Origin of the sequence: Candidatus Cyrtobacter comes (genome assembly GCF_034470605.1) — a bacterium.
In the GTDB taxonomy this organism is placed as follows: Bacteria; Pseudomonadota; Alphaproteobacteria; order Rickettsiales; family Midichloriaceae; genus Cyrtobacter; species Cyrtobacter comes.
This window is the reverse complement of sequence record NZ_JARGYT010000032.1, coordinates 1-13133: the sequence shown is the minus strand read 5'-3', so window position 1 is coordinate 13133 and position 13133 is coordinate 1. Positions and strand designations below refer to the sequence as shown.

Here is a 13133-nt window from a genome sequence, read left to right as displayed (position 1 = left end):
AGGGCAAAGATATGCAAAAGCTCATAGCAAATGCGGGCCATACCTTGCTTTATCTACCTCCATATTCTCCAAACCTCAATCCTATAGAGAAAAAATGGGCTCAAGCTAAACAAATACGACGCGCAAATCAATGCTTTATTGACGAACTATTTAACACATATATGACATGACATTTTATGACGGATTAGCTATATTTTATAAAATTATTAACCTGTCTCTCGTACTTTTCTCTATTCAAAAATCTCATTTCCAAAGAGGTCTATTCTATGAACAGATCGAAAAAAAATGAACAAAATAGTTTATATTAATGAAATTAGGATCATAGCTATTTTATTTGAGGTAGATAATTTTGCCTATCTTGCAGCTTACTAGCTTTGTTATGCTAATTCAACTTAAATTGTCATACATGCATTTATGGATATTTTATGAAAAGCAAACTGTGTGGTTAAAATACCATCAATTCTTCTCTCTGGCTGCACTTTAATCTTCAACACTACCTAATAATGTCTCCTTATATTTTCTAAAGTCCATTTCATAGTATTTCATTCTTTATGAATTATCCCACTCTATTACTACTTTCCTTTCTACTATAGCACCTATCTTAATAACTGGTTATATCAATATGCTAAAATCTGTACACATGTAGACTTAAACAGTTCTGTCCAATACGCGGACATTGTCTGATTTTTTTTAAGAGTTAGTAAATAAATATTTGTTAATTTTTCATATCTCTCTTTATCTTGCAAGAAATCAGCGCCTGATTTTCTATCAAGAATTTTGACAATTATTATGCAATCATCCAATAGAACAGGTCCTATTATATTGTCAATAGTAGCTTTAGAGAGCTCTGAAGAAAGGCTTTTATGCAATTGTCTGAGTTGTACCCAGCCAATTTCCCCATTATTATGCTTCGAAATACCATATGTAAGTAGTAAATTTTCAAAAGATGTACCACCACTCAGCGATGTTGAAATCTTTTCCATCATTAATTGAGCCTCTTTTTTATTAATCTGTGCAATTGGTATCCTAACTTCTGCAAGTCTTACTACATCATCATCTCTATTTTCTTTTGGTGACTCTCTTAAAATCTTTAAATAAGAATCTAACTCAATACGAGAAATTTCAACTTTTTGTACAGATTTTTCTAGTAGTAGCTGTTTTATAAGACTCTCTTTAATAAAAATCTTGATATCATCTGGTGCTATACCCATCTTTCTCAATTTTTTATGAAACGTAACTATATCTCCACCATCTTGCATTGCAAATGATTCTAGTGCGGCGCTTACATTAGCATCAGTTACTTCTATATGCTCAAAATCGGCTTTGTTCCTTATAATCAATCCTTGAACCAAGCTTTTTAAAGCTTCTTTCTTTAAAAAAAGCTCCTGATCAGGGAGTACTTTATTTGTGTCTATGTTATTCAGGAAGTAAAATAGATCTAGCCTTTTTTTTAAATCTAAATTTGTTATAATTTCGCTTTCTACAATAGCTACAATCTTATGCTCCTGTGCATAACAATACATGCCCATAAAAAATGTTATTATGCAAACCGATATAAATCTAAGATAAATCATAAGATAAGAATCTTGCTAAACTAACAAAATAATTACTATCACCCTTTTTACCAAAACAAAAGATTTTTGCTCTTTTGTTTATAATCTAAAATTGGTTTATCCAATTTTAATTGGAGATCATAATGGGTTAGTTTAATTATAATAAAAATTAATTCTATCGAAAATCCCATTTGCAACATGGGTACCGATACTATTCAATATAGCCCTCTAACCTAAACTAGAGAAAGTACTTCTAGTTTTGACAGCCATCCTATGTTTATAGGATTCTATAACAATACACTTACGCACTGCAGATAATATCATATCCTCTGAGGATAGTAATTTGGCATTATAGAATAGCTCTTTTTCCATCCTTTCGCATAGTACATTTAAATTATTAAGCGAAGTTTCATCTTTGGCAATTTCTAGCAGCGCTACTATTAGTGCGGCGCTGTTCTTCTTTTCTTTACAGGCATCAAACAATGATTTTACATTCTTGGAAGTATTACATAGATTAATTAATAAAAAAAGTACTTGAGAGCATTGCGGAGATGTTTTGGTACCAAGCTCCTTAACTTGAATCTCATTTTGAATTGCTAGAAGAAACTCCTTGTTGCCAAGATTTTTCGATAATATCTCGAAAAATGGTTTATCATGACATGCCTCAAAAACTGCCTCATTAATGTTGCTAATATTTATATCTTTATCACCTAGTATTGCAAAAAGCTCCTGTATCTGACTCTCTATGGTAGAATGAGTATTACGATTGAAGTAATATCTAATATGACTTAGCATATGATTGACGGAGGCTACTTTCATCATGAGCTTTACAAAGAGCAGAGCATTTTGACTCATAATACCATGAAAGTATCTGTAATTGGTTTCTACTTCTATAGCTATAACCACTAATTCCCTATTTAAATAATGAAAACCTTTCTCGTTACTTACATACTGCAGTGATATAAAATTTATTAATTCTTGATCATGGAGGTTGTTAATTATAAAGCATGCAAATTTTGGTGATTTATCACTCAATATTTCAATAATACTATCTATATTATTCATAGTATCCTCGCTTAACTTGCTGAAATTCAGGATGTATTCTGATATCTTGCCATTCATAGTGCGCATATGCTCTTGCACATACCTAGATTTTTCCTTTGGCAAATAAAACGCCTCCTTTCCAAGGCCGATACCTAGAACTATGCTTAAAAGCTCTTTATCAAGATTCTGCTGAATAAATTTATAAAAATAACGATCCGAAAGATTAAGTCTCTCAAATGCCTTACGAGCATCAGGATCGAGTAACTTTAATGTTGCCTCTGCAATTTTCTCAGGATCCCGTTGTTCTTTTATAGAGCTATTAGTTAATGTTTCTCTGAGTATACGTCGTGTCCTAGTAACAGAGCCATCAGATTCTGGCATAATAGGTTTTTTATGTTGTTTATCCTTTTGAGGTACCGCCATTTTACTTTGATCGTAGCCTTCACTTTGTATTGCCTTTATTAGCCCTTCGAATATACTTTGCCACTGTTGTTGATTTTCATTTAACAGCTGTATGAAGGTTGTATATACATCCTCAGAGTCCTTATTAGTAAAATATCTCTGAAGCTCCTCTCGGTTATTGATTTCCTTTACAAGGGCTTCAAGCTTATCATGATTATCATTTGATAAATCAATCAATTCAATATTATTGATTCTATGTAATATAAAATCATGCAATACATTACAGGCTTTAACTTTGCAAAGTATACCTCCAGCCTTTTCCAAATGCTTAGAATCCAAATTTTGTAAAACATCGATATCAAAAGTGTAAAAATATTCTTTTTTATCCCCGAGATTTTTTAAACGAATATATAATTCTTTTTCATCCTCAAAACGTTTTAAACGATCATCTAATTTTTCTACTGAATCACCAGCATTGCCCACAACACCGTGCGTCTTAAAAAACCTATCTAATTCTTCTACTGAATTACCAGCATTGCTCGCACTGTGTGCATTAAAAAACATTTCAAGATTCTTTAAGATGTCAATTTCTAGACTTGCTACATCTCTTAATGAAGCTTTACTTTGTCCTAATACAAAATCTATTAATCTTAGCTCGTCTTCACCCTTTTTGATCAAAAGAGCGGAAATCTCATCTAAATTTGTACTAGAATTCAACTTGGAAAGTATATTTGTATGTTTTTCTAGTGCAATTTGTTCAAACAAATCTATTTGTTCTTCTGTGCTATCATTAGTAATGAAATGCTTTAATATATTTCTATATAGTCCTACATTATCGCTTAGAAGTAAAATTTTAAAAAGCTCTTTATGTTTATATAACTTTATAAAGTTTCTGTTATAAGTAATATTCAGTCTATGAGCGCCATTTGCTTTAAGCCATGAAACGGCTTGAAGAAAAGAGGATAGCTCTAATTCGTCCGGAGAACGCTGAATTAGATAGTGTAATATGTCACCGCCTTTAATGTCACCATTCTTAAAAGTACATAGTTTTTGTATATGATCAGAGTTTAAAGCCTCCCTCCATAATTGCTTTTGTAACTCATTTTGTGATCCTGGCTTTAGAGAATCTTGGTGGAATAGCACGTGACATATAAATTTCCTATCTTCATCATCCGTTAGTGTATTCAGTATAGAAATAGCGTTATGGTTTGCATAGAATGTATTCTCAAATCGTTTTAGATCATCTAAAATCTTTCCTTCAATAAGGAATTTTTTATTGTGGGTTAGTGAATCCATAAGCATCATAAAACGCTCTTCATTCATTCTTAATATTAAATCTGCAAAATGGTTACACTCATCATAATAGATCATGTTCTCCAGTATATTGGATATTATGACAAGATATCCCTCGGCTTTCTTACCATCATTGCTATAATAAATTGCGTTCAATCTTGAATAAATTTCTTCTATTTTTTTATGGAGTAAAACGGCACTTTTTAATGCTCCTTTTCCATAAGATTTGTTAAAATTAAAATTGACCCCATTTATCTCTATTTTCTTTGGTGTCTTATTGCCACCAATACCAGATTTTCTTAATTTTTTATGTATATCATTCTCTCCATAAATTGGTCTAAAATTATCAATAAATCCTTTTAAAGATGAAGCTGTATCCAGAATATAGAATAGCATTTTATTCCATAAATAAGTAATTATTGAATATTCCCTTTTATTGTGGCTAGTTATCTCTTCTTGAGTTCTATATAATTGTGAATATTCTTTTGTATTGCGAATAGCCAGATTTTCTTGAATTGTCTGTAATTGAGATATCTGATCTTTCTTATCAGTTTCAGTCATATCAAAATATAATACGCATCATTATACTACAGTATAAGTTGCATGCTATAATATGAACAACAGAGTTTTTTTATAAACGTTGCTTTAAATAATAATAGATTTACAAAAAACAATGTTCTACTCTGTTAGGATATTAGAATACAGCTCACTAATATTCATAGCGCATTATATATGCTTTTATTTGCAAAGTAATTGGATAGCATGGTTTGAGCCAATATTGGTTTTATATTAAAAATTGCTAATATTGATGCTAATCATTATAAAAATTTTTCATTGCGTCTTGAGTAAGTCTGTAGATGGGGATAAAAATTCTTTCAGATAGCACAATAAATAAAATTGCTGCAGGTGAAGTTGTAGAAAGGCCGCTTTCGGTTATTAAGGAGTTAGTGGAGAATTCTTTAGATGCCGGTGCACGAAATATAACCATCAAAATAGAAAGGGGTGGCCGGACATTGATTTCCGTTGCGGATGATGGATGTGGAATGACGGAAGATGAAGTCCCTCTTTCTTTAACGAGGCACGCAACTTCCAAGTTAGATGAATCAGATATAACCGATATTAAATTTTTTGGATTTAGAGGTGAGGCGCTTCCTTCTATAGCATCAGTAAGCAATATGAAAATATATACATGTAAAGAAGGGGCGCAGCATGGATGGGAATTTGGAATAGAGGGGGGGGTAGAGATATATCAAAAACCATGCAGGGCAGTATGTGGTACTGTAATACAGGTTAGGGATTTATTCTTCTCAACCCCATCAAGACTAAAATTTCTTAAATCTGAATCAAAAGAAACAGCGGCGTGTATAGATCTTGTAGGTAAGCTTGCTATATACAACAAGAATGTTAATTTTGAGTTTTTTGTTAATGATGCACTGTATCTAAAAACATTCTCAGAAGAAAGGATATCAGATGTTATTGGTAAAGATTTTTATAAAAATTCCATAGAAATAAAATGGGAATCCAATGAAATTAATCTCAATGGCATGGTTAGCATACCAACATTTAATCATTCATCTACCAATAAGCAATTTTTCTATGTGAATGGTAGGCCTGTAAAAGATAAGATAATGCAACAGGCCGTACATATATCCTATGCTAATTTAGTGCCGCATAAAAGATACCCTATAGTAGTTCTTTTTATTGAAATAGACCCAAAGCTTGTTGATGTTAATGTGCACCCTACTAAATCAGAAGTAAGATTTTTTGATGAAAGTATAGTAAAAAATTTAATTGTAAAAACAATAAAATCAGTATTAGAAAATACAACAAGCTCCTCTATATTTGAGATAAAATCTAAGAAAGAAGCAGAAATCGGTTACCAAAAGCAGCATACATTTCAGGAGGTTCATGCTTCTGATTTGGAGCAGAGCTTTGAGGTAAAAACGGGCGATTTCAGTAAGAAAAGAGTAGATTTTCAATCACCTGTTATTAGTTTTCCTAGTGATACAATATTAAATTGTGATGAAAAAGATCTAGAAAAACATAAAAAGAAGACATTTGTTAACTTGGAAGCAGGTACGCCAGTTACAAACTTTTTAAAAGAAGGTGATCTAGGCCAAGCAGTATTTCAGATAGATAAAACATATATAATTTCCCAATCTTATCAGGGTCTTGTGATTATTGATCAGCATGCAGCGCATGAGAGGATAACACTTGAAAAAATGAAAAAAGAAATATTGCAATGCAACATAACTCAACAAAAGCTACTTATGCCAATAATCCTTAGTACAAGAATTATTGAAATTCCAAAAAATAATTTAGAATTAATGGGTTTTGAGTTAGATCTTTTAGAAGGTAGCCTTGTATCAGTAAAGGCTATACCATCTATCCTTTCACAGGATCAAGCAATAAACCTGCTAGAGGTTGCGTTTGAAAAGGGGTGCGATGCCGAATATGACATTATTATATATATTGAAGAATTATTTTCAAATATTGCATGTAAAAATAGTATTAAAGCGGGTTCTTCATTGAATATAGAAGAGATGAATAGCATACTCAGAGAAATGGAAAAAACTCCATTTGCCTCTCAATGCAATCATGGAAGACCGACATATAAATTATTAAGTCCAAGAGAACTTAAGCGTATATTTGAAAGGACGTAACATTACATAAAATAAGGATAAAAATAAGGATCATTATCTTACAAGATTTAAGGTCTGATTTAGTAGTCTCAGAATATTCATACTAATAATTTTAAGTATCTCTAAAAAAGCAGAGTAAATTCATACCTACATGTTGAAACATGCATTGAAGTTATGATAAATAAGCGCCGCTATGATGCCGTGATAGCACGCGATACTAAATTATGAAAAATATAACTAGCATTATTACTGATTTTGCTAATCATCAGCTTGGTTCTAACTTTAATGATGATTCTTTTGATATCAATTATTTTTTATCCGATAGGATATATGATGCCAATTTAAGACTAGATAGGGGTACTTTAAAAGTTTATTATTCTGGCTTTGCAGTTTTTATACAAGCTTTGGCGCGTGGGGCTTTTTCTGAAGTTACGTTCTTGGATCTTAGTAATATATTTCTAAGAGACGAAGAATTAAGGTGGTTCGCGGTGGCTTTAAATAATGGGGCCTTGTCTGGACTTATTTCTTTGAATTTGAGTAATAATCAAATTAATGATGGTGGTTTAAGATATCTATCATATTCCTTAATGAAAGGGGCATTATCTGAGCTTGAATGTTTAGATTTAAGTAATAATTGCATCACAACAAATCTACGTATCTATCTAGAGGAGGTTTCTGAAATAAGAAATTTGTTTGGTTTAGAATCTTCAAATTTAGAAAATACAGGTTTTGGCCATTTTATTGCTGCATTAAAATATGGCTGCTTATCAAAGCTCAAATCTTTCAATTTTAGTAATAGCGTTGTTGATGATAGTGTTTTGCAAGGGTTAATAGAGGCGGTGCAGTATGGGGTTTTTCCAGTCCTTGAATCGTTATACATGAATGACTGCCTTCATAAAGTGAGTATAGTAGAGCGTTTTGCAAATTCCTTAAAGTATCTTCCAATCCTAAAATCTTTACATATAAGTTCTAATTTTATAGGAGATGAGGGGCTAGAATATTTGGTAAATGCAGCTAAGTGCTACTATCTTATAATGCTTGAGTATATTGATTTAAGTTCTAATACGATTACCGCCGAGGGTATGAGAAGTTTAGCACATGCTTTAAATGATGACTATTTGTCTAATCTTCAGTTTCTCAAGTTAAATGATAATCTAATTGGGGATAGTGGTTTGAAGTATTGTGCTAAGTATCTAGGGGAATTATCTATTGCTAGCTATCTGAATATTAGCTCTAATCAACTTGGGGATGATGCTTTAGCACATTTTGCAAAACTTCTTAAAAAAGGTAGGTTGTCTGAGATTCAAACATTAGATTTGAGCGGTAATGTAATTGGAGATATTGGGCTGGAATATATAGCAAATAGCGCTATCTATGATGGGACATTACGTTGGCTTAGGGATTTAGATTTAAGCCATAATAGAATTACTGATATAGGCCCATTAGTGGAGGCGTTGCGTGCTGGATGCATGCCGAACCTTGAGTTTATAAATTTAGGTTTTAATTATGTTGATATACCAGAGTTATGGCAGCTAGCAGAATACCTGCTTGCCAATAGAAGGCAAATGGAGGTGCGTATTAACTCATATCAGTTTGAGGACCCTTTAACTAACTTATTGGAGATTAATCCTTATATCTTAATAACGGCTTCAGGACTAACAGAGTATACGCGGTTACTTTTAGATAAGAACAGCTCTCAAGAAATGCTGCTATATAATAAAATTCTTGGTAATATCTATAATAGATGGAATGGAGATTTAAATGATCCTTACTATGTTTCATATACTGGAGATGATCCAGATATTGATGGTGTGTATTTGCATTTTTCAAAAGATCATCCTGTATTGCCTTCAGAAAATCTTATATGGAGGGAGAATATATTTCCTATCTTGGGTATAAAAAAGCATTCTGGATTTGAAACACCTAATGGTCAGCTTATTAGTACTGAAATCATTTCAATCATTGCTCAATTTCTAGATCCGCTGGAGATGATGCATGCAAGGATCAATGAGACCAGTAATAAAAGTATGGCTGATAGAGGTTGGTATTCAGAAGATGATATCTCTATATTATTAAGCACTTACCTTTCCACAGATAGGTATTCTGTTATAGCGCAAACTCAAATTGAGGATAATGATTTGCTCACAGAAAATATTAATATGGCGCTAGAAACTGTCCTAAATGGTCGCGTTGCTATAATGCCTATACATGTAAGTGGTAATCATTGGGTAGCTGCAATGTTCAGACCTCTAGATGGTGGTGCTGTTCAGGTGCTATATATAGATTCTTTGGGAATGGTATCACGAGGGGCGCGAGCTAATTTTGTATCGTTTGAGAGTGCGGTGGAGGGTGCGAGAGATATTGTTGATAATCTAGAGATTATTAATCTATCTCATGTTCAGCAATTAAATGGGTATGACTGTGCTAGGTTTGCTGTTGCTAATATGCTCAAATTAGCTGATCTTGAGGATCAGCTCAATAATTTACAGGATCATCAAGGAATAAACAGAATAATCCATATGCTGCCAGATCAAAGAGATGTGGATAATATTAGGGAGCAATATTCTCATGTTATTGCACATGCTGAAGAACATAGAGCACAACTTTCATCCCGCACAGATCCTAATCTTACAAATGATATGAATGAGAATGTTATGGAGTTGGTTCATGATATGAGCATCCTAACAGTAGTTGGAGAAGTGGGTGAAGTATCTTCAACTTATAGTTATGTGTTACATAACAATATTCATAACAGCTACGATAACCTATAATATTTTATATCGATGATTTTGCTCATGATATACAGGCAAAGATAATAATACAATTATGATTGTGATATTAGTGGGGTAGTTCGCTAAATGCTTTGATAATGTACCGCTATAGTTATAATTAGCTAAATAGTGGGTGTCTGTGAATCCCGTGGATATTTCGGTGGGATTTTTCTATGAGAATGATATAGGCAATATTATCTATAGCCAAAGCAGTATAAAATGATTACATAAAAAGTAATTTTGCTAAACCTAATCAAATGATAACTAAGGTATTTTAAAAATTAATCATGTGCCATTTTTATGACGCTTTAGCTATATCGATGCTGCATCAAATAAAACATCTATAGTATCTGGAATAAATAATATAATTTCAAGTTCATACTATGCGGCTTATAATATTATTAGTAACATTACCTATAATTGAGTATTTTAGTGATAATGCAGGTTGATACACTCTGCATTTTATGAGAGAATGATTCCGTTTCTTAACATAATTATTAGTAGTTTTATTATGCAACTTTTTTCTAAAAAAGATCCACAAGTCGTTCCAGCTGCTCCTGAAGTAGGGCGTACTTCGTGGTTCTCATCTATAGTTCAGTTTCCAATAACACTCGCAAAGGGAGCTGTTAAACCTTTTATCAAGGGTCATCCTATCATAATTACGGGCTTTGGTGCGGCTTACTTTCTAAAGGTATATAACGGTAGTAAAACGGAATTCATGCCGCAGTTGAAAATTTTATTTAACGACTTAATGTCTCCCTCTAGAATAACAGATTCGTATAGTGGTTTGACAAAAGGGCAAGTTGCTCTTAGCGCCGCTAAATACCTTGCTGCTGGTTATGTAAGTGTATTTCTCGCACAGAAGGCGTGGGACTTTTTATCACAAAAAGTACACCATCATGATTTACATGAGTTAGAGCTTTATGGCCGTGGTTTTGATAATGGGGTGAAAGTAGGGCTGTCTAATCCATTGCACTGTATAGAAGAAGCTCTTAATGCGCAGGGGGAGATAATAAAGTTACTTATAAATAGACTTAATCAACAAGATACTTCAAAAAAGGGGGACAACCTAGTAGCTTCAAGTGATCAACAGGCAGAGCTTAGTGCGGTTGATCTAGAAGATCTAGAGATAGCGTGATTTAATCTTTCTCTATATATAGGAACCCATCTTTTGTTAAAGGGTGGTTTTTGAGTTGATAAATAACTAAATATTCAGGAATGAGCAGTAAAATATCACTGTCTTAATTAATAATTTTCAAGATTATTTGCTGAATTTATGAAAGCAGCTAGCTTTTTCAGCTAGTTGCTTACTTATTTTACAATCACACAAAAAAAAAGAGATGCACAGGCAAAAACCATGCATCTTTTCTCCATTCGGCTTAATATATCGCTTACTGGCAATATATTGAGCAGGCGTCAAAAAAGTACCAATAATGTTCAAACTTAATCACTTCAATTAAATCTTTCGCAAAAAGAGATAAGATGATTGCAAAATCAACATGATCATATCAATATTAATATATTGGTTATATATGTACTTGGTTATGAGCTCTGATTGGTTAAGAAGTAGTGTTGAATTTATTGCGCTAATCAAAGAAACCGTCAAAACCACAACAAAAGAAACTGTTAATGAGATTAGAAATGAACCAAAAATTCTAGCTGAAATTATTATGTTGCTGGAAGGAACAATAAACGAAATTACATTTTTATATGGGATAGGAACTAATATCCTTAAAAATACAAAAGATAAAAATGGTAATGAGATCTATTTTGGTGGCTTATTAGATTTGTTCATAAATGGTTTTTATGATGGTATTAGATTATCCGCACCTAATGTTGCACTTGATCAGGGTATAGCACAAGCTATAGAGCAAGGGGCTGAGCAACAGCTAAATTCCATCTATAACCCAACAAAAATTTTGGATGAAATAAAGAATAAGTATAACATCAAGAAAACAAAAATAGATAAAAGTTTAAATGACTTAAAAGATGTGAATATTAAAGATGCTTTGCTTAGGGAGGATATATTTCCTCAAAATCTTATAAAGAAGGTAATTCATAAAAATTACATTCAAGACCCACAACCATCAAAAATATTATCTCAGACCATAGTGATTTTAGAAGGAGCAAAGGCTGTTATTGATACTGGGGCATCAATAACTATAAGCGGAATACCATCTATTGGTCATAAAATTGGGGCAACTGTTGGATTTCTCTGCACATACCTTCCAGCTGGTGAGGAGATGATAAGAGATGCAATAGAAACATCATTAAAAACATATATTAATAACCAGCATGCTCGTGATACTTTTTCCAAATATCTAGCATTTTCTTTTATAAAAGATGTGATATCGCTAATTATTTCATTAGTAATAGCGCCGCAACTGAATTTCTTCAGGGCGGGGATAGCTGGTGTATATGAGGGCCTTACTGAGGAGTCTATAAAAGAACACATTCATATCAAAGATCTAGAACAGAAAATTGGACTTGTACCTAAGATTTTGGAGAATATAAAAAGTGGAAATTATACTGATTTTGATACAGTACAAAAGGAAATAGTAGCGAAAATAAAGGAAATATCAAAGCAAGAAAATGATCTGCAAGGTGATAAAGGCCTATCTTATCAGCAAAACCTAATCAAGCAGTTAAAAAATCAAATCAACAATATACAACAAGGTGATAAAGATATTAATAAACTGGAGAAGGAGCTAGAAGTAATTTCACAAGATGGTTATATCAAAGGGCTGTGCCTAAACCTACTTGCAGAAAAAAATAGCCTTGAGAGTGAGTTTCAACTAATACACGAAGCTGCGCGCTTGGGAAATACCTTAATCCCTATATTAAATAACGATAATATTAGCAAAATCGAACATATAAAACAAAACCTTCTAAGCAGTTTACCAAAAATGGAAAAGGAATTACTTAAACTGCAAATAGCTGAAAAAGAATCAATACTGCATCATGAGAAATTTGATAAAGAAAATACACCACGTTTATTTGCTCAATATGAGGAATTGCAATCAAAACTTGCTGATTTAGATACATGGAAGAGCTATTGTACTGAAATAATCGAGCAACAAATTAGAGATTATAAGACTGCTAAAAATACTCAAATAGAGTTAGGCACTGTTAACAAAGGTTTTGCCAAATAATGGAAAAGATGCAATATTATATTGGAGGCGATAAATATGGTATTTAGATGGATAAAAGGTTGTTTCCGATCGACATTAAAACGTTCAATGAATGGGTTTTGGGGATCATAGAGCAAAGCTATATATGGAAAGGTAGACCACCTTCGATCAGTCATTACAAGGTGTTTTGCGCTATATTAGGCACTGTTAACAAAGGTTTTGCCAAATAATGGAAAAGATGCAATATTATATTGGAGGCGATAAATATGGTATTTAGATGGATAAAAGGTTGTTTCC

7 protein-coding genes and 1 pseudogene are annotated in these 13133 nt (G+C 32.6%); 5 read left to right on the top strand and 3 right to left on the bottom strand.

What is annotated here, in order from left to right:
• Nucleotides 1–11 precede the first annotated feature (11 nt).
• Nucleotides 12–137 (top strand): annotated as a pseudogene (locus tag Cyrtocomes_RS03085) (transposase); the annotation flags it as partial.
• A 480-nt stretch (nucleotides 138–617) separates the two neighbouring features.
• On the opposite strand, the gene Cyrtocomes_RS03080 reads toward Cyrtocomes_RS03085, so the two are convergent.
• Both Cyrtocomes_RS03080 and Cyrtocomes_RS03075 read right to left on the bottom strand, forming a co-directional pair.
• Nucleotides 618–1574, bottom strand: a complete 957-nt coding sequence (locus Cyrtocomes_RS03080) for a SurA N-terminal domain-containing protein (protein WP_322497742.1) — start codon at nucleotides 1572–1574, stop codon at nucleotides 618–620.
• A gap of 207 nt (nucleotides 1575–1781) precedes the next feature.
• Nucleotides 1782–4853: a hypothetical protein gene (locus Cyrtocomes_RS03075; RefSeq protein WP_322497741.1), complete on the bottom strand. Its 3072-nt coding sequence runs from the start codon at nucleotides 4851–4853 to the stop codon at nucleotides 1782–1784.
• 296 nt (nucleotides 4854–5149) lie between these two features.
• Here Cyrtocomes_RS03075 and mutL point away from each other — a divergent pair, with 296 nt between their 5' ends.
• The 4 genes from mutL (at nucleotide 5150) to Cyrtocomes_RS03055 (ending at nucleotide 12857) form a co-directional block, all read left to right on the top strand.
• On the top strand, nucleotides 5150–6955 hold the full coding sequence (gene mutL / locus Cyrtocomes_RS03070) for a DNA mismatch repair endonuclease MutL (protein WP_322497740.1): 1806 nt from the start codon (nucleotides 5150–5152) through the stop codon (nucleotides 6953–6955).
• Between the two features lie 203 nt (nucleotides 6956–7158).
• The gene (locus Cyrtocomes_RS03065) at nucleotides 7159–9705 is read left to right on the top strand and encodes a leucine-rich repeat domain-containing protein (protein ID WP_322497739.1); all 2547 of its coding nucleotides are present in this window, start codon (nucleotides 7159–7161) and stop codon (nucleotides 9703–9705) included.
• 445 nt (nucleotides 9706–10150) lie between these two features.
• Nucleotides 10151–10843, top strand: coding sequence for a hypothetical protein (locus Cyrtocomes_RS03060; protein WP_322497738.1), 693 nt, complete (start codon nucleotides 10151–10153; stop codon nucleotides 10841–10843).
• A 406-nt stretch (nucleotides 10844–11249) separates the two neighbouring features.
• Nucleotides 11250–12857 carry a hypothetical protein gene (locus Cyrtocomes_RS03055; RefSeq protein WP_322497737.1) on the top strand — a complete coding sequence of 536 codons (1608 nt, stop codon included), beginning with the start codon at nucleotides 11250–11252 and terminating at the stop codon, nucleotides 12855–12857.
• Here Cyrtocomes_RS03055 and Cyrtocomes_RS03050 read toward each other — a convergent pair.
• Nucleotides 12815–13012, bottom strand: a complete 198-nt coding sequence (locus Cyrtocomes_RS03050; protein WP_322497736.1) for a hypothetical protein — start codon at nucleotides 13010–13012, stop codon at nucleotides 12815–12817. The two genes, Cyrtocomes_RS03055 and Cyrtocomes_RS03050, sit on opposite strands and share 43 nt — an antisense overlap.
• Nucleotides 13013–13133 lie beyond the last annotated feature (121 nt).